Source organism: Paenibacillus sp. UNC499MF (assembly GCF_900107975.1).
Taxonomy (GTDB): Bacteria; Bacillota; Bacilli; order Paenibacillales; family NBRC-103111; genus Paenibacillus_F.
In genome coordinates, this window is the sequence record NZ_FNVF01000024.1 from 1 (window position 1) to 18428 (window position 18428).

Sequence of the window (18428 nt, forward strand, 5' to 3'; positions counted from 1 at the left end):
GAATAATCCTCTGAAGTATAGAGATCCGAGTGGGCATGAAGCAGCTCCCAATATTGACTGGTCGCAGTTTTATAAAGAAAGTTTAAAGGTTGTTGAAGGTGTCAACGGAATGGGATACCTTGGTGAGGTAGTCACAAATCCTGTAACAGACGCGATGGCAGACGGAGTTTTAGGCGGAATGAAAGCTGCCGCAAATATCGTGGATTATTTATTTGTTAGCGATATTATGACTTTGGTGGACCCGAATTCATCGAAGTTTGATAAAACTCTTGCAGCAGCTGGTTTTATCCCGGTCACTAAAATCCTTAAAGGCGGTCAAATTCTGATTACTCTTCAAAACGGGGAAAAGAAGGTTCAAAGAGCCGTTAAGTACACGGATGATAACTGGGCAAAGTCTTCTAAAATTTCTTGCAACTGCTTTGTAGGAGGAACTAAGGTTCTTACAGACGAAGGGGAAAAGAATATCGAAGACATTCAAGTCGGAGATAAGGTTCTCGCCAAGGATGAGAATAATCCTGATGGAGAGTTAGCTTATAAGGAAGTCACTGCTTTATACCGCAACCAACGTGATGACATTATTAAATTGCGTGTGGGGGAGCAAGTCATTGAGACGACAGATAACCATCCGTTCTGGGTTGAAGGCAAAGGATGGGTCTTCGCAGACGAACTCCAAGTGGGCGATAAACTTCAAAAAGCTGACGGAAGCAATCTAACGCTTGACAAGGTTGAGTTCATCAAGCAAGTTGAGGCTGTTACGGTTTACAATTTTGCTGTTGCTGATTACCATACGTATTATGTTACCGATTTAGGAATTTGGGTACACAATACGAATACGAATGATTGTATTATTAAAACAGGAGATAAGACTCCTGGAGGTCACTCGTTTAGTAAACATGGTGCTGAACGTGCAAACGAAAGGGGATTTACTGCTCAAGCAATCGATAACATTATCGATAACAACAAAAAGAACAGAAAAAGTAAAATTGATGAAAATGGCGGTAAAACATGGGAGTATACTGATGCCCGAGGGAATAAAGTTGTTACCAACGAAAGTGGAGGAATTGTATCCGTGCATTCCCCTGCTCAAGGAGGCATTTATATTCCAAAATCAAGTAAATAAAGGAGTTGATATGAATAAATGAACAAAGATATTTTACTAGAGATTTCAAAAACATTAAATTGTGAATATGAAATTGGTCTTTGGTCTGAATCAACTGATTTTCTTGAACGGCAAGAAGATATAGCAGAGTTTTCATTTAAATATGTGGACGGGCAGTATAACGTAAATATTAAACTTAAAGATTTTAACTTAAATGCTGCCAAAACAACTTTTGCTTCTTTGGTTAGATTCGTTGAATACAAGTCTACTTTCTATGTTAGAGAAGATAAATTAAATTCAATCCAATACTACCTACTATCTTCGACTGACGACAATAAAGCGTTCTTATTCCACGTAGTATTTCAATAAGTTTGAGCGACCTTGGGGGAATATCCTCAAGGTCTTTCTTTAACTCCCCACCTAGTGTCGAATGATTTGAGCGGCGTTATTTAAAAAATTGGGCTAACAGAACTTTTAATAATTAAATATTCCCAAGAAAAAGCTATAGAACTTTGGTGCATTGAGACTAAGGCCTTCGGTAATCCTTAAGATCTTCTACCTAGAGGCTCTATTTCTAAAGTATACTTGCCTGATGGATCTGCGGTGGATGCAACAAGAGTCTGGGTAAGAAATAATGGTTCGGGTATATTTCATGGTTATCCTACACATACAAAAAGGAGATTGTCCATGGATTTTAGAATTCTAGCAGGATAGTTTCGGTTCCTGAAATGGTAAGACTAATTGTCGAATTCAACGCAATTAACAATAAAGGAATACTCTATTATGAGTAATGGTAACAAGTTCAGGCCTTGAGGGAACACTTCTTCGAGTCTTTTCTTATCTTTCCAACAACTTCCAAATTCCAAATAAATCTAAAAGGATTAATAAGCTACGGAGGAATAGCTCAAGGTATTCACAAATTGCTTTTAGGAGAACCACACAATTTATAGAGGAAATTCCACAAGCGAAAAGAATTTAGTAACGAATACTCTCACGGTCTAGCAATGGAAAAAGACGTCGGCTATGATGGTTTGTTGCTGACCGGAGGATTTTTTTAAGGACAAAGCAAAAATTGAAAAGGGGATCGAAGTGAGAAGAAATAAAAAGATTGCTCTCCTAGGGGTTCTGGTCACTTTGGTTTTATGCAGCCCGGTTTATTATGTCACCGAAGGTTCGCCCATAGAAAGGTACAAATTCAAAAAAGAATTAAAGGGTTATATTCAGCAAAGATTTTCGCAAAACATCTTGATCGAAAATATTAAGTTTAGTTTTAAGAATGGAATTTACTGGACCATTGCTCATCCCGAAAACAATCAAGAGCTTTCTTTTCAAATATCCCAGTCGTGGAATGATCGAGGTTTATGGGATGATTACTTGAGAGCATCATGGAGTACCGAGGCCGACAAAGAACTGGGATCATTTGTGAAACAAATATATTCCCAACAGGGAACAGCCAGTATTAACTTAGGCAACACCAGATCTGCAGAAGAGAAGTACACGTCAATTCCATATGGAGAGGTACCGAGATATAAAGACGTTAAACAGGAGTTTAAAGATTCCACTATTTATATACAAATAGACCGCCCTTTTAAAAAAGAGCTCGCGGAAACTGAATATGATAGGATTTATAAAATTGTCCAATTTATCCAAGCGGAAGGGCACACGTTTGAACGAATTTCATTCGATTTTAAAAAGGGGAATAAAAATTCGCCGCCTGGAGTATCTTTTGAATTTGACTCACTTGATCAGGTGAATAGTAAGGACGATATCGTTAAATTTGAAAGGTCGCTCTACGACTAGACCTTATGATGATCGTGGGTCAACACATTTGTGCTCAAGAAATAACGATAGATACAAGTGATTAATAGAATGAGAAAAGAATTAGTTGATTCATTATACTCTTATAAAATAAGGAGCCGGGGGAAATGGTTGTTTCAACAAAACAGATAGTGGACCTTGTTCTATGATCTTTAAAAGTAAATTAACCAGGTGGATGACAATTATTATCGGATCCCTTTTAGGAATAGTTGCGGTGGTATTAGTTATTGGTTTAAATGTTTTAGAAAAGAAGCATGAAGAAGAAATAAAGGCGGTTATTTCTAAAAAGGGTGGTGTTGTACTAAAGATTGAGCGTGTAGAGCCAAAAACTAGTGCATTTAAAAATGATTTTAACAGGAGTAATGTTATTTACCGAATCATCTATAAAAATAACGTTGATTCCGAACTTCTAGCCTGGTATAGAGGTATAAACGTTCCAAATAATATTCACGGTGATAACCCAACTGCACGTGAGGGTCGGTTTAGAGAAAAATGGATATTCCAATCTGAATTGAAATAAATTTATAGCAATTCTTCAAATCTCTCATTGTTTAAGTAAATCGAATCATTCATTCATATTATTCAATTTTACAAAATATTCCCGCGATTTTACAATAAGATCAAGTGGTGTCAGTGTGGAAGGATATCACAGAAAGGGGACTTACGATGAAAAACTTGGTCATTAGTCACGGCAATCCTGCGGTTGCACATTGTGCCTTTACGTTCGATGACGGTCCGATGCGGATTCCTATTGACGCATGGCTGGAAGCCTTGGAGCAGGGAGGCGCGCGCGGGACGTTTTTTTTAACGGGGGAATGGTTCGACCGGTACCCGGCGAAAGCAAGAGAAATGATAGCGAGGGGCCATGAGCTCACAACGCATACCTACCATCACCGCAGAATGGCGGATGTGACCAAAGCGGTATTCTTCGAAGAGCTGAAGCTGGCAGAGCTCGCTTATCAAGAAGCAACGGGAAGGCCGGTTCCAGCCTACTTGCGTTTTCCGTATGCTTCTTATCGAGAGGAGAATCTGGAATGGCTCCGGGAGTGGAACTACCTGGTCGTCGAGGGAGAGGATACGGTCGACTGGTCGGGACCGCCAAGCGCGCAGCTTGTGGAGCGGCTGGTACCTAAGCTGGCTAATGGGATCATTTTTATGTTTCATGCGAATGAAATCGCCAAAGAGACGCCGCAGGCCGTTAAATCGCTTGTACACCAAGCTGACGCCAAAGGTCTTGCCATGGTAACCGTATCCGAACTGCTTCATGCCGGTGGCATCAAGGCAGGCGAACGCACCTGGCAAGTCCGCTTCAAACCGACTCTCCAGGGTTCTTTTCTTAGTGAGCAGTGGAAGGCCGTAGCGGATGAAGATGAATTGCGGAAGCTGGCCGCCGATTCACTTGAATGGGGGAACCCGAAAGCCCCGACAGGGCCAGGCGCCTATGGTAAATGGCTGCAAGCGCTCTACTCGCGGGCCCGGGCGGAGGACGAAACGCGTTTTGTCGCCCGCAGCTTTGCCGACCAGCACTGGGCATACGTGCATGCTTCGGTTCGTGGCAGCACCCTGGTGCTGGAGGATTTTGCCGCGAAGGAAGCCCATGCGGATGCCTTGGTCTATATCCTGCAATGGGCAGCTCACGAGGCAGCAGCTTTGGGCTGCGAGTGGATTACCAGCGCAATGGACATGCGACGTATTCACAAGTTGTGTGAACAGCTGGGCTTCGAGGCGGAGATTGTTTTGCAAGAAGAATAACAGCTAAGTAGAAGACATATATGCAGTACAGTAAAACCATACAACCACAGGGATCGGCCCGAATTGCGAGTATGCCTCAATAGAGAGCTGCGTAAACGGCCAGTATGCTGTATAAATGCCCCGTTTCATTAACCAATAAAGGTGCGATCCGGAATTATTTCATACAAAATAATTAAAAAGTAATCGACTTACTATACCGGACCAGACCGGAGTGACAAAAACTAAATTGTATTTTCAAGAAAATATTATTTTTATCCCATGTCGGGTGAAAAAATATTATCTTAAAGTCCGCGAAAATCGAGGCTTTTTTTGTTCTATGGGGTTTGTTGTATGGGATAAAATTCTTTTAAAAACTAAAGCCAAGTGACACAAACGTCATTCTTTCCCCATTTTGTCAAGAACCTTATCTCATTCCCGGCGGGGCGTTTTTAGCTAAATTTGATTGATAAGCGTCTGAAGCCGCTCTACAGATTAAACTAACGGTTAAGCTAACGAGCAAGACTAGCGGGAAGTTCACAAGATTACTTATTCAGGCCCCTAGTCTGCGTATCGGACTATACTTCTACTTGCGGGTTAACATCGGGGCTGGCTCCTTTGCAGCTAGAGTTCTTAATCATGTAGTTGGCAGTGTAGGCTCGGGTTGACGGAAGCCCTAATCGCTTCCATTAGCAGTAATGCCGCCTTGCCCAGGAAGTTTTTGTCTTTATAAGCGATCCCTATCGTGATGACAGGATTCAAATTGGCTAAAGGCCTTATGACCAAGGAGCCTTCCTGTTCCAGACCGCTGTAAATCGGAACGATCCCGATGCCGAACTCCGCCTTAACCATTTGCTGAATGACAAAGAAACTTCCAACCTCCATACAAGAGAATTGATTTTGCTCGGCCGGATAAATCGCCGTTTCCCAAAGCTCCCGGTAGATACAAGTCGGTTCTTTGACTAAAACGGTTAACCCCGCCAGGTCGCCCGCCGTAATGCTATCCCGATCGGCTAACGGATGATTCATGTTTAACATGACCCCTAATCTTTCTTCGATCAGCGGCTCAAACTCCAGCATAAGCTTCGAAGGTGGAGCCGAGCAAACGCCGAATTCCAGTTCGCCGGCCCGAACCCTCTCCGCAATCGATCTGCTGCCGCCTACTTCCATGGTTAACTCCACTTTCGGCCGAGTTTTGCAAAAGTGAGCTATAACGCCCGCCAGCCGCTGGCTTGCGACGGGCTCTATAGCGGCAAAACGCACCGAGCCGTTATCTCCCGCGGCAATATCCGAGACAGTCTGCCTCATGGCTCCGATCGACTTCAGCAATACCGAGGCCTCATGTTGGAGCCAGCGGCCGGCTTCGGTCACGATCACGCGTTTTCCGTCGCGTACGAATAAAGAAACCCCCAGATCCGCTTCGAGACGCTGAATTTGTAGAGTTACCGTAGAGGGAGCATATTGGAGTTCCTCGGCGGCTTTCAAAAAATGCCCATGACGTACGCAAGCCTCGAAGGTTTTTAAAGCTCGAAGATCCATTGTCATCACCTTTGTTTGTGTTAGTCGAATTATTTATTCATATTATTCAATTTTACAAAACATTACCGGGATTTTACAATAGGGTCAACTTATTATTTTGGAGGAAAATGGGCTTATGGGTACAAAATCCGCATTCAATTGGATTACTTTATGGGCATCGCTTTTGTTTGTCGTCATACTCGGCTTTTCCCGGCTCTCCTACGGCATGTTCTTGCCCGGGATACAGAGAGAGATCGGGGGGAGCTACGGACAGTTGGGGATGCTTGGCACCGTTAATTTTATCGGTTATTTGGTCGGGACCTTGTGTCTTTCTCCTTTGATCTCGCGCTTTCCGAACCGTAAACATGTCATGAATCGGGTGACGTGCTTATTGCTCGGAATGACTATGATCGGCTCGGCATTTAGTGAACATTTCATACAGCTTGGGTTTTGGCGGTTCGCAATCGGATTGTTATCGGCGCTGGCTACAGTGCTAGTCCTGTCCATTGCCATGGATGCCGTTCGACCGGCGGAACGGGGCGTGGCATCGGGTCTTATATGGCTGGGCGGATCTGCCGGCATACTAGTGACCGGTTTATTCGCACCCTTCACCATAGACCCTTCACACATGCAGGGGTGGCGGTATGCTTGGGGGATCATGGGTGTATTAGGGATAATAGTGGCGTTCGGTTTCGAGTTCGTCACCAGAAAAAGGGAAGCCGAAGAAATACCCTTGCAGGCCGAATCGAAGCCGCGGGATAAAGAAAGCGAAAATGTGTATCGTCTCCTGTTGAACCCCAAGAAACTCTTGTTCCTAATCGCTTCTTATTTTTTCTTCGGCTGGGGATACATCATCTATTTCACGTATTTGATCCCCTACCTAGTGAGCCAAGGTATTCCCTCTCTCTATGCCGGGTTGATATGGTCCGGAATCGGGTTTGCGGGTTTGTTTAACGGATGGATCGGGGGCAAAGCCATTGACCGATGGCCGAGCGGGTACACGCTTGCGCTTGGGTTAGCTATGGGGACGATCGGTGTGTGCGGGGTAACCACCAATCATATGGTATTTACCGTGCTCGGGGCCGCCGTGATTGGGCTGGTTTCCTTTATTACTCCGCCGCTGATGACGACCGCGCTTCTTCGTCGTCACGTCCCTCACCACGCTTATGCGGCATGTCTTAGCATAGCCACTGCCTTTTTTGCTTCCGGACAGATTATCGGTCCTATCGTTGGAGGCGTGGTGGTCGAACGGTACGGCCTGCAATTCGGCGTGGCATCCAGCGCAATTTTTATGGCGATTGCCGCTGCGTCGGCCGGTTTGTATGGACAACAGCAGCGGAAGCTAGAGACCCGTGATTTGCCTATCAGCGGTTGAAAAAATAGTTGTCACCTTATGATTAAGATGAACAATGTTTTATATTTGTGTTACAGGAAAAGTATCCCAAGACAATAAACGTCTACAACCCAACAATATTTTTATGTATTTGAAGGCAGTATGAGGTGAAGTAATGTTTGAAAACATAAATTTTTACCCTGGATCAGTTGAATATAACGAGTATAAAATCGACAACCATACCCTATTGGATAAAGATAATGACGATTTACAGGAAGATATGTTTTTTGTTAAGTATCCGAATAACTATGCTTTAGATGTAGGTTGGTATTTGGGAACTCAGAGTTTTTTGATTTTTGTTGTACGGGATTTAAACTGGGACGAGCCGGTCCTAAGAAAAGAATGTTTTACCTACAGCGAATTAGAAACCAATGTTATTCAGTTATCAGAATGGTTGAAGGGATTAAACAAAGATTTGTTGTGAAAATTTCTTGATGGAAGAGGTAGGGGGTACGCGAAAAACGGGGAGAAAGAAGCTACACCTTAAATTTTGAGTAATTGTAGGAGTGTAGACCGGTGGAAATTTTGAGATGGTTACAAGAGTGGTATACATGGCACTGTAATGGAGATTGGGAACATACAAGTGGTATTCGAATAACTACCCTTGATAATCCCGGATGGTATGTTTCCATAAATCTAAGTGAGACAGAATTGGCGAGCAAACAGGTAGAAATGGTTCAGATTGAACGAACGGATGACGATTGGGTTCACTGTAAAATAGAAGAAGGTAGTTTTACGGGCGCCGGAGGTCCTGAAAATCTTGAGGAGATCTTAAAGATTTTTTATCGCTGGGCAGCTACCGATTAAATTTAAATTTTTAAGTGTATTTACGAAATTAATAGTATTAACGGAAAGACAGGAGTAATTCGACAAGAGGTGCTCAATGACAAAGAAACCGTACAAAGAAGTAGGCTCTTTAAGCATCTATTCTGTTCTTGAAGAAAAATCCGGAATTATAAAAGTGTCATTGAACGGGGCGGGGTATGTAGAGGTTAGTATTTCTCAGACCTATGAGCATGGAATGACTGCCGAAATTGAATTAACGTTCGAAGAGTATGCGAGAGTGTTAAGAGCAGTCGATAAAGCGAATGACATCATTTTAAGCGATGTTTTTCATCAAGAAAGGTATCCAGTCGATATTATATACGTAAGCGGACCACCATTAGAAAGACAAGGATTTATATTAATCAATGTTTTTGAACAGTCGATTATTCTCGTAGTATCTCTAACGCACGGCGGAGACTCGGATATTATGATCGGTAAAGAAGAGATTTCACTGTTATCCTCTTTATTTAAAATGGTTAACCGTCATACTAAAGATGAATGCTAATGGCTAATTAATTCGGGGGAGTGACCCTATGGAACTGGAGACAAAAATTGATGCGTTATTTCAGGAATTGAATTTCGAGAAGGTTAGTGTAAGCGGTACTCCCCTTTTTTTACATAATGGACTTTATATTAAAATAACCTTGGTTAGAGGATTAAAGTCATATGTTGTTGAATCTGCTGATAGTTACGATAAAGCAGCTAAAAATGTTTTTGAAGATAGTGATTTATATTCGATTTCATTGAATGAGGATGAATTAATTGATAAGCTGCGGCATGATTTATTGAATTATTACTGAATTCGATATTTACTAGTCTTCGTTTTATGTGATTTCCTAATTTGTTATAAAAAGCTTTAAGGATACCGTTAATTTATCGGCTGTATTCTTGAGAGGCAGGCTCATAACCAAATGGTACAACCCATAGACACGGTTCGAGTAAAGGATTTGACGATTCTGGGCGATCCTAGGTTGGTAAATTATGGACAGATGCGGGATTGTTGTGAAAATTTTTCTTATGAATTTAGAAGCGGGCATGTATATGGAATTATAGGCGAATGCGGTTCGGGAGGCTGGGTGCTATCCTATTATTTAACGGGGAGGGAAAAAGAGCAGAGCGGGACCTTATTCCTGAATAACGTTCTTGCGGCAGACTCGTCCGTACTAGCTGGATATGGGTGTTATGTTGGTGAAGGTGTTATTTCAAGAAACCTATTTGGAGGCAGGACAGTCCGGCAGCAAATTGAAGAGGGTTTAAAACAAAACAACGCATTCACCTTGAACGAGCTGGTGGAATGGTTTGAATTGTCGTCCTCCCGTTTAGATCGAAAATTAGAACATATCAGCAACGAAAGGTGGAACGCGTCCATAGCCATTGGACTCGCGCATGGCAAAACCATCTTTTGTTTTCCCTGGTTGAATACAGCGTGGATTCAATCTTTGAGAAGTCGTATTGCAGCAAGTGTTAGGATTTTAAAAGATCAGGGGGCTATCATCATAATCCCTACCGCCAAGAGAGAGGCATTAAATCAACTTGCCGATTATTGTGTTGATATTTTTCTTGCAGAGGAGAAACTTAATTGATTTCGGGAAAGTGATTAATTGAGTTGGAGTTTTGTTGGGTGAAGGAGAAGTTGGGTTTTGAACAACTAATAGATCTGGCGCAAAAAGATTTGAAAGATCTTACATAGTTAAGAGGTGCCAACATATGAACCGGGATGAAGATTATGATAACTTGATCCGCGTAGGCTTAAAAAGTGAGTATGTTGGAGTCAGAAACGAATATTTATCGAAACGAATTTCCGAACAACTGGTTTCCGATCAAACGGTTGTAGGGGTTCAGGAAGAACTTTTTGCGTGTCCGTGTTGTGAGTTTAAGACACTGTCGGTAAAAGGAGAGTACGATATTTGTCCGGTATGTTTTTGGGAAGATGACGGGACTACAGACCACACTTCATATAGTTTACCGAATCGCATGACTCTTACACAAGCCCGGAATAATTTTTTGGAATTTGGTGCGATGAGCGAATCTTCTTTACCGCATCCCGATAGAGGTAGGCTTGATATGTACAGCAAATAGACGTCACTCATCGAAAATATACTCCCCCCAATCTCCCAACTTCCAAGGAGGATAAGTATTTGTCCGCAAACTTTTACAAAGTCCGAGAGATTATTAATGAATGGAACCCCATTGAGATTGAACCCTTACTGGATGATGAATATTCTTTTGAAGTGGAATATATTGTTGAATTTATAAACGAACAGAAAACGGACCTGACCCTTCTTGAATTAAAAGATAAAATAAACGAGATATTTAACAAAGAATTTGAACGCTTTTTTACACAAAGCGACCAAACATTAGAAGTCGCGAAAAAGATCATGAATGCATGTTTGCAGGCCAACTAAGCGCAAATTCTCTAGAACCGGCGGGTTCTACAACCTCATAGAGCTGCTCTCTTTTCAAAATATTCCCTTTCACTTCAAAATTTTTTTCACAAAAATTAACCTGCGGTCAATTGACAACTCGCAAAACCGATAGTATGATGAAATTGTGAAAATAACATAATAATTACATATTTACCAATGAAATTACAGTCGAGATTAACTAACGATTTGAAGAGGCTGTTTTTTTGTGCCATTCCATGTGTGCATCCGGTTTAACTAACATAGAGCTTTGAGTTAACGGGAATTTTTGAAAGGGGGTGTTTTGTAAGCGTTATCATATCAAGGGTTGAAGAACCTTGCAAGTAAAAAATGATGGGAGATGAATGATAAGTGAAAAAGAAATTAACCGTAATCGTATTGAGCACGATGATGGCATTATCCGCAATTCCGGTAGGTGCAGCCTCCGGCAATTCCGCGTCAGGTTCTCCGTCTGATTTGGCGGCTCCGCGTTTTATCGGTGAGAAGTGGATTGCGCCGCAGGGAGCGTCGCTGGAAGCGAAGGTGTGGGGCTACCTGAACGCCAAGAAGGGGATTTTGAATCTGACGGGCGATGCGGAGCAGAGTATCCGGATTACGGATCAAGAGACGGACGCCGAGACAGGAACCCAGCATGTGCGTTTGAAACAGTACATCCAGGGAATTCCGGTGTTCGGCACGGATCAGACGCTGCATTTTGACAAGCAGGGCAATGTCTCTGCCTACCTGGGAAGTACGGTTGCGGATAACGGGCAGCAGTCTCTCACCGCTGTCAAGCCGAAGATCAGTGCGGGAAAAGCGATCGAGATCGCGAACCGGGATATGGAGAAGCGGATCGGCAAGCTGGGTGCCCAGCAGCGGGAGCAGCAGGCGGAGCTGAACTACTATCCGGTTAAAAGGCAGAATGTGCTTGTGTACATCACGGAAGTGAACGTGCTGGAGCCTTCTCCGCAGCGCGAAACGTATTTTATTGATGCGGCAACGGGCAAAATCGTTAACCAGTACGCCATGCTGGATCATGCGACGGGTACGGGCGTAGGCGTGCTCGGGGATACAAAAACGTTTACAACGACGCAAAGCGGCACTCAATATGTGATGCAGGATACGACGCGCGGTGGAGGTATCGTTACCTATACGGCCAGCAACAGCCAATCGCTTCCGGGCACGCTGATGAGGGATACGGACAATGTCTGGACGGATCCGGCGGCTGTCGATGCGCATGCTTATGCGGGAATCGTTTATGACTATTTCAAAAATAATTTTAACCGCGACAGCCTGGACGGCAGAGGCATGGCTATCCGCTCGACGGTGCACTACGGCAGCCGTTATAACAACGCCTTCTGGAACGGAACGCAAATCGCGTATGGCGACGGCGACGGTTCACAATTTCGTGCTTTCTCCGGCGATCTCGACGTTATCGGCCACGAGCTGACCCACGGGATTACCGAGAAAACGGCGGGACTCATTTATCAAGGAGAGTCCGGAGCGCTTAACGAGTCGATTTCGGACGTTTTCGGCAACACCATTCAAGGAAAGAACTGGCTGATCGGGGATGATATCTATACGCCGTACACGCCGGGCGATGCGCTTCGCTCGATGGAAAATCCGACCTTGTTCAACCAGCCGGACCATTACAGCAACATTTACCGGGGGTCCGAAGATAATGGCGGCGTGCATACAAACAGCGGTATTCCCAACAAAGCGTTTTATCTGCTGGCCCAGGGCGGCACGCACCGCGGCGTCAGCGTTACCGGAATCGGCCGCAGCGACGCAGCCAAGATCGTATATAAAGCGCTTACTTACTACTTGACGAGCACATCCAATTTTGCGGCTATGCGTGAAGCGGCCATTAGCTCGGCCACCGATCTTTTCGGTGCCAACTCGGCGCAGGTTTATTCGGTAAAAACGGCCTATGCCGCGGTCGGCGTCGGAAGTCTTCCGCCGACTCAAGATACCCAAGCGCCTTCGGCACCGGGGAATCTGGTTTCCACAGGCAAGACTTCGAGCAGCGTAACCTTGTCCTGGAGCGCTTCGACGGATAATGTGGGCGTGACCGGCTATGACGTATACAGAGGCTCCGTTCTGGCGGCATCCGTCACCGGCACAAGCGCGACCGTCAGCGGTCTGACCCCGGCTACGGCTTACACCTTCACGGTGAAAGCGAAGGACGCGGCCGGCAACATATCTCCTGCGAGCAGCGCGGTGACGGTAACGACCAGCTCGTCGACCGACCCGACGGACACGCAGCCGCCTACGGCTCCGGGCAACCTCGTAGCGGGAGGCAAAACGGCCAGCAGCGTAACCTTGTCGTGGAGCGCATCCACAGACAACACGGGCGTAGCCGGCTATGATGTGTACAACGGCTCGACGCTTGCCACTACAGTAACGGGCACGAGCGCAACCGTCAGCGGCCTGCAGGGCGGAACGTCCTACACCTTCACCGTCAAAGCGAGAGATGCCGCAGGCAACGTATCGCCGGCCAGCAACGCGGTGACCGTTACGACGGATACAGGCTCCGGCGCTGCCGCTTGGGCCGCGTATACCAACTATCAGGTAAACGATCTAGTCACTTATCAAGGAAAGACTTACAGAGCTCTTCAGGCTCACACGGCTATGCCGGGCTGGGAACCTGCTCTCGTTCCGGCTTTGTGGGCGGTAGTTAGTTAAGATGGTCTTCATGCAATAACGAAATAACGGTTTGCTTATAAGTTAGAATAGGATGTATAGAAGCGGCCTCTTTCCGGAATCCAACCGGGGAGAGGCCGCTCTTTTTACGGCTTCTTGCCTGCCTTGATTTTCAAACTTCAACTAGTAAAAAGATCATGAATCAGTGTGCTTATATCAGACGTTAAAATAACCTGTTAATAAATATATTTATGAAATGCGTCATTAATTAACAAATTACGACAAAAATAGCTAAGTAATATAAATTAATTGCAGCCGATAATATGCTGGTATATGCATTTTAAAGAGAAAGTAGTGATTATATTTACAATAATTGTAACTTGGAGGTTAGTTGGTTTTAAGTCGCTAACGTATTAAATAAGTACACCTATGATATTTGGGGCAATCCCGTAACCGAGAAGGAAACTGTGTCAAATAACTTCCGGTACTCGGGTGAATACTGGGATAATACGACCAAGCTTCAGTATCTACGCGCTCGGTGGTACGATCCCAATCTGGGACGGTTTATTAACGAGGATACGTATGAAGGGCAGTTGGATAACCCGCTGAGTTTGAATCTTTACACCTATACCCATAACAATCCGCTGAGGTATACTGATCCGAGTGGGCATAAAGTTTTTCTTATTCATGGTACTTTTGCAAATCCTGAAAAGAACGATGGAAAAAGCACGTGGACATCTGAATTTGTGGATTATGTTCGAAAGCTCTTTAACGAGCCAGTTAAAGAAGAGAATTGGACTGGTGAAAATAATACAAAGGCTCGCTCAGAAGCGGCACAAGATATATTTAATGACATATATCAATGGCATTTGGATAATCCATATGAACCCATAAGATTAGTCGCTCATAGTCATGGTGGGAATGTGGGGATCATGATAACTAATCTTCTTGCTGAAAAGGATGTAAAAGTGGATACTCTTATTACTATTGCGACTCCTGTGAGGGAATACAAGTTAGAGACTGAGGTTGGGCAACATATTCAGGTTTATAACAAATATGACGGTGTTCAAAATCATGGAGGATCTTTACCAGGTGGTGGGGCAGCATATGACAGAGAATTTAAAGGTGCTGAAAACGTGGAAGTGAAATTATCGCTTTGGTATTATTTCAGACCAATACAAAGCCATTCAGTCATGCACACAAACATCGACATCTGGAAAAAATATATTGTACCAATTTTGAATTAATTATTACGTATCACAGGGTGATGAAAAAAGAGGGTGAAGAAATGTGGTTGAAAATCATATGGGTTGTTGCCATCGTTCTAAATATTGTATCCGTGAATTGGTTTCTAATCGGAGCGACAGCGAATTTTCAACGATCTTTAGACTTAATAGCCACTGTAACTTTAATATTTATCTGGATTCCCTCAATTGCATTAACAGTATTCTCAATTGTATTACTAAAAAAAGGGTGGATGCCCTCTAGTAGTAAGTCTTATATTGGGTTCATTTTGGGAGTGATAATACTATTACTTCTTTCTGTTTTCCTGTTTAGAGGCGTTGATACACAAGGTTGGTTAACTGAAAGGATTACAAGTGACTCATTAAAATTAACTTCAGATAAGAAGTATGAGTATCGAATTGATTTAATTAATGTGTTTCAAAAAAATAGTCATGCTCGGTTATATATAAAAAATGTTTCGACAGGTGAAGAAATGAATATTGCAGTCAATATTCAGACAAATAAGATGGTCTCAATGGGGGTTGAACACGGACGGACGAATGATTGGGTGTTAATGGAACGAACTGATATATCAGGTCGCTATAATCTCTATACAACGAAAGACTTACGTGTACCATCAGAAAAATTTGAAATTGATGTTGAAACAGGAACCTCAAGAAGACTAGAGTAGAAGTAAGGCTTTTTTATACCTTGATTGGCCCTGTGCCTTTCAAGGTTTCTTTTTGTCCGGCGTGCCCAGAAGCACGCATGATCTAGTTGTGAAAGTCCAATTGCGGGTCGGGGAATTGCTTAGGGATGCGAAGGGAATATTTTGATCTTACTTTCGAGCATGCATCGCTACTTATCCCATCATATGCTGCTTTTATTTTATAGACACGTGGGTCCTTTAATGATAAGAAAGACTGATTTGTTATTAATGAAAAGAATTTAATTCGGCGAAATTCATTGGATATATTAGTAATAAAGTGGATAATAGGAAAATAGATAAGCTTAAATTATTGAATATTAAAAAAGGGCGTGCTCCTATTTTTGATCTGAAATTGCTCGTAAATGAGCCTTTAACAACAAAAAAATTAAATAAAGAAGAACTTGTATTTGATCTTGAAAAGGACTGTGCAGAAAGAACAAATTTCAAGGATATTTAAGGATTTGTATAGTCGGTTTCTTGAAGTCGGCGAAATTTTGTGCAGCGATTTATTTCATGATCCATTGTTAATAGAAGAATGGAAAGTGTGAGTTGGGATTTAATTGGGATGGAAAAAAGGACAATCAAGCATCGTATGGAGAATTGCTTATGCACATTAGATTTTTGACCTTTTTAAAATATGCGGGTGTTCTTGCTGTCTTAATTATTTTTAATCTCATTTATCGAAGATTGGTTAATGAGAACCTTCAGTTTGATCATATACTTTACATTTTCGGTACGTATATGATTCTGGGGATCGTAAAGTACGTTCGTTCGGAACCAATGCCATCAAAGACGGGGCGTTTCCTTGTTTTCTTTTTATTTACTTTAACTGTTTTTATCGTGGATGCTCTTCTTCTTTATTGTGAAAATAAGTTTGAAATAACGGAACCGTTGGTTATGAGCATGATCTTTCTGGTGTTTGCTATTGTTATTAGTATCTTGGCCGTAGCGGATAAACAAACAGAGGATCATGAAAGTCGATAGGAGGCAGCACATGAAAAACATTGAAAACCTTTCAGTTGATGGCCTTGTCTATATAGACGAAAATGGTAAAAGCAATAGAATAGATTTTAAACAATGCCATGAAAACTGGATCCAATACCGGAAAAGAAGCGAGAATTTGACTGAAGAGATGGCAGCCGAAATCCGAAAAACGGATACCCGCATCGGACAAAGAGATTTTACGGCCTGCCCTCCTTATATTGAGTTTTTTACAAAACCCTTTACTAGAATAGAGTTTACTATTTCCGCAGACAAAAAGGATCTGCAAACCGAGTTATCTCGATGGAAAAGTGAAATTGTCTCGGCCGGTTGGACTACGATTGATTTGAGCTAAGTGACGTAAGGAAAAACGGAGGATCTCACATGGAACGGACACCCAAAGAGCGCCTGTATTGGCTGCTCAGACTATACAAGGATAAAGAAATAGAGGCAGAAGTATTCTGCGATGAATTTCATTTAACATACGATCACGACCTTGACGAGGAATTAACTGATACGGAACGAGTTCTTTTTAAAGAAATAGCTGAAGTAGCGGCGAGGTTCTCTCCATTTGAAGAAGATCACCAAAAATACCCGGGGGTTTACTTTACGACGGAGGATGTAGAGCGTGTAGTAGAGGGGAATGTTGGATGATTCATTTTTCTTTTAAAACAAACGAAGAATCTTATGCCCTATGTTATGAAATCGTAGAGTTCATGATGAGAGAGTTTACGATAGATGAAAACGAAGCTGTCTGCCGGATAAATCTTCAATGGTCGGATATGGACTTTTTGGATGAAGACGATATCCGGTATCATGAAGCTCCCGATGACTGGGCCTATATTATTTATTATGGACATGATTCTCGATGGTGGTCTAGGAAAAACGATCCTACTTTAAAACCCAAACCGATTCATGAAAATGCTAATAAAGAGCCTATTAAATGGACTTTTGTCCCTCGGGGGCAAGAATCTTTTATTTTGAAAAAAGCGCAAATCGACATTTTACTGGATCCTTATTCAACCGAAGCTGAAAAAGATGACGCGGCGATAGATCTGGGGGAACATTTTGAAGATGAAGAGACGATTGATGTGCTGCTGAGGGTATCTAATCAAGACGGTATAGGTGAAATGGTTGCTGCAAGCTGTGGCGAATCGTTAGCATATATCTGGTTAAGAAAAACGGAAATTAATTACGATCAGTTGCTGCTCTTGAAAGGGGCAGCTTTACATGAAGCCCTCTCTTTGATTAAAGCGCACAGGTCTGATTGGTTCGCGGAATATGAACGAAGATTATCCATAGAAAAAGAAATTGAAAACAGTGATTTTTAGATGAGCCGATAAGAGGAAAAAAAAGTTGTTCGCCGGAGGACGCTCATGCATTCGTATACTTATGAATCAAAAGATCCCAATAATAACAGCGATGAAATATTGGGAGTGCTGCAATTTTATACGGAATTACAGCCGAATGTATCCTGGCTGATAGGTGATCTGGAGCTGGTTCCTCTTTATTTGGGGGATTATCACCCAAGCGGGAAAGTCGAACCGCCACAGAGGGTTTCGCTTACGTTGATCCAAAAATTCCAAGAGGAAGGTTTTCTCCGGCTGTCTCTCATGGAAATAGAGGAAATGCTGAACGACTCGTTGTCAGTTCGCCATGCTGTTTTTGTGTGCCTGCCTGAGCATATGCGAGTGAGGCATTTTCGTGGAGATGCCGAAAGTTCCTCTCTACAGCACGAATCGGCTTTGCATGAAATAACGGTTTGGGATGATTTGATTATGATCCAGAGCTCCTGCAAGCTTCGACCACCAATGGATAGCGGGGAATAAGCTGGTTTCTATAACTCAACTAAGGGAGTACAAAATTTCATGAGAAAGCGATGTAGGAGTTGTAACGGTTATCTGAAATGGAGTAAAATCTTCGCAGCTTTACATAGGAATAAGAAAGTAACCTGCGCTCACTGTATGGATAAAGTTGAAGTCAGTTTGTTCAGTAAATGTATCTTTTTCTTCGTAAGTTTAGCACCCGTATTTGCGAATCTGATTGTTTACGTTAAAAGAGGAGACTTTATTCAAATAGGTAAGCTCC

21 protein-coding genes and 1 pseudogene are annotated in these 18428 nt (G+C 42.9%); 21 read left to right on the forward strand and 1 reads right to left on the reverse strand.

The window, feature by feature from the left end; all coding sequences use genetic code 11:
* From C4S74_RS27165 to C4S74_RS25460, 5 genes are all read left to right on the forward strand, one after another.
* Window positions 1-1120, forward strand: a 1120-nt coding sequence (locus C4S74_RS27165) for an HINT domain-containing protein (protein ID WP_258042612.1), incomplete at its 5' end; no start/stop codon positions are given.
* Window positions 1121-1138: 18 nt separating this feature from the next.
* Entirely contained in the window at window positions 1139-1468 is a 330-nt protein-coding gene (locus C4S74_RS25445; RefSeq protein WP_103998084.1) for a hypothetical protein, read from the forward strand.
* A gap of 720 nt (window positions 1469-2188) precedes the next feature.
* On the forward strand, window positions 2189-2899 hold the full coding sequence (locus tag C4S74_RS25450; RefSeq protein ID WP_103998085.1) for a hypothetical protein: 711 nt from the start codon (window positions 2189-2191) through the stop codon (window positions 2897-2899).
* A 193-nt stretch (window positions 2900-3092) separates the two neighbouring features.
* Window positions 3093-3437: a hypothetical protein gene (locus C4S74_RS25455; protein ID WP_146065531.1), complete on the forward strand. Its 345-nt coding sequence runs from the start codon at window positions 3093-3095 to the stop codon at window positions 3435-3437.
* A gap of 146 nt (window positions 3438-3583) precedes the next feature.
* Window positions 3584-4669 (forward strand): polysaccharide deacetylase family protein, encoded by a 1086-nt coding sequence (locus C4S74_RS25460; protein ID WP_103998087.1) that lies wholly within the window; start codon window positions 3584-3586, stop codon window positions 4667-4669.
* A 609-nt stretch (window positions 4670-5278) separates the two neighbouring features.
* On the opposite strand, the gene C4S74_RS25465 is transcribed toward C4S74_RS25460, so the two are convergent.
* Window positions 5279-6184, reverse strand: coding sequence for a LysR family transcriptional regulator (locus tag C4S74_RS25465; protein ID WP_103998088.1), 906 nt, complete (start codon window positions 6182-6184; stop codon window positions 5279-5281).
* A 115-nt stretch (window positions 6185-6299) separates the two neighbouring features.
* Between C4S74_RS25465 and C4S74_RS25470 the strand changes: the two genes are divergently transcribed.
* The 16 genes and pseudogenes from C4S74_RS25470 to C4S74_RS25550 all read left to right on the forward strand — a co-directional run bounded on the left by C4S74_RS25470 (window position 6300) and on the right by C4S74_RS25550 (window position 18169).
* A complete protein-coding gene (locus C4S74_RS25470; RefSeq protein WP_103998089.1) occupies window positions 6300-7538 on the forward strand; it encodes a YbfB/YjiJ family MFS transporter in 1239 nt (412 codons plus the stop codon).
* A gap of 133 nt (window positions 7539-7671) precedes the next feature.
* On the forward strand, window positions 7672-7980 hold the full coding sequence (locus C4S74_RS25475) for a hypothetical protein (RefSeq protein ID WP_103998090.1): 309 nt from the start codon (window positions 7672-7674) through the stop codon (window positions 7978-7980).
* Between the two features lie 92 nt (window positions 7981-8072).
* Window positions 8073-8363 carry an immunity 53 family protein gene (locus tag C4S74_RS25480; protein ID WP_103998091.1) on the forward strand — a complete coding sequence of 97 codons (291 nt, stop codon included), beginning with the start codon at window positions 8073-8075 and terminating at the stop codon, window positions 8361-8363.
* A 76-nt stretch (window positions 8364-8439) separates the two neighbouring features.
* On the forward strand, window positions 8440-8886 hold the full coding sequence (locus C4S74_RS25485) for a hypothetical protein (protein WP_103998092.1): 447 nt from the start codon (window positions 8440-8442) through the stop codon (window positions 8884-8886).
* 28 nt (window positions 8887-8914) lie between these two features.
* Window positions 8915-9181 carry a hypothetical protein gene (locus C4S74_RS25490; protein WP_103998093.1) on the forward strand — a complete coding sequence of 89 codons (267 nt, stop codon included), beginning with the start codon at window positions 8915-8917 and terminating at the stop codon, window positions 9179-9181.
* Window positions 9182-9292: 111 nt separating this feature from the next.
* Window positions 9293-9964, forward strand: a complete 672-nt coding sequence (locus C4S74_RS25495; protein WP_258042613.1) for a hypothetical protein — start codon at window positions 9293-9295, stop codon at window positions 9962-9964.
* 124 nt (window positions 9965-10088) lie between these two features.
* Window positions 10089-10460: a CPCC family cysteine-rich protein gene (locus C4S74_RS25500; RefSeq protein WP_103998094.1), complete on the forward strand. Its 372-nt coding sequence runs from the start codon at window positions 10089-10091 to the stop codon at window positions 10458-10460.
* A gap of 59 nt (window positions 10461-10519) precedes the next feature.
* The gene (locus C4S74_RS25505; RefSeq protein ID WP_103998095.1) at window positions 10520-10786 is read left to right on the forward strand and encodes a hypothetical protein; all 267 of its coding nucleotides are present in this window, start codon (window positions 10520-10522) and stop codon (window positions 10784-10786) included.
* A gap of 369 nt (window positions 10787-11155) precedes the next feature.
* Window positions 11156-13468: a M4 family metallopeptidase gene (locus C4S74_RS25510; protein WP_103998096.1), complete on the forward strand. Its 2313-nt coding sequence runs from the start codon at window positions 11156-11158 to the stop codon at window positions 13466-13468.
* 365 nt (window positions 13469-13833) lie between these two features.
* Window positions 13834-14100, forward strand: a pseudogene (locus tag C4S74_RS27295) (RHS repeat-associated core domain-containing protein); the annotation flags it as partial.
* Window positions 14101-14714: 614 nt separating this feature from the next.
* The gene (locus C4S74_RS25520; RefSeq protein WP_103998098.1) at window positions 14715-15341 is read left to right on the forward strand and encodes a hypothetical protein; all 627 of its coding nucleotides are present in this window, start codon (window positions 14715-14717) and stop codon (window positions 15339-15341) included.
* Window positions 15342-15908: 567 nt separating this feature from the next.
* The gene (locus tag C4S74_RS25525) at window positions 15909-16343 is read left to right on the forward strand and encodes a hypothetical protein (protein WP_146065532.1); all 435 of its coding nucleotides are present in this window, start codon (window positions 15909-15911) and stop codon (window positions 16341-16343) included.
* Window positions 16344-16353: 10 nt separating this feature from the next.
* Window positions 16354-16695, forward strand: a complete 342-nt coding sequence (locus C4S74_RS25530; RefSeq protein WP_103998100.1) for a hypothetical protein — start codon at window positions 16354-16356, stop codon at window positions 16693-16695.
* Between the two features lie 29 nt (window positions 16696-16724).
* A complete protein-coding gene (locus C4S74_RS25535; RefSeq protein WP_103998101.1) occupies window positions 16725-16994 on the forward strand; it encodes a magnesium and cobalt transport protein CorA in 270 nt (89 codons plus the stop codon).
* Complete coding sequence (locus C4S74_RS25540) at window positions 16991-17671, forward strand: hypothetical protein (protein ID WP_258042614.1); 681 nt, start codon at window positions 16991-16993, stop codon at window positions 17669-17671. The genes C4S74_RS25535 and C4S74_RS25540 overlap by 4 nt, the downstream gene beginning before the upstream one ends.
* A 45-nt stretch (window positions 17672-17716) precedes the next feature.
* Window positions 17717-18169 carry a hypothetical protein gene (locus tag C4S74_RS25550; RefSeq protein ID WP_103998102.1) on the forward strand — a complete coding sequence of 151 codons (453 nt, stop codon included), beginning with the start codon at window positions 17717-17719 and terminating at the stop codon, window positions 18167-18169.
* Window positions 18170-18428 lie beyond the last annotated feature (259 nt).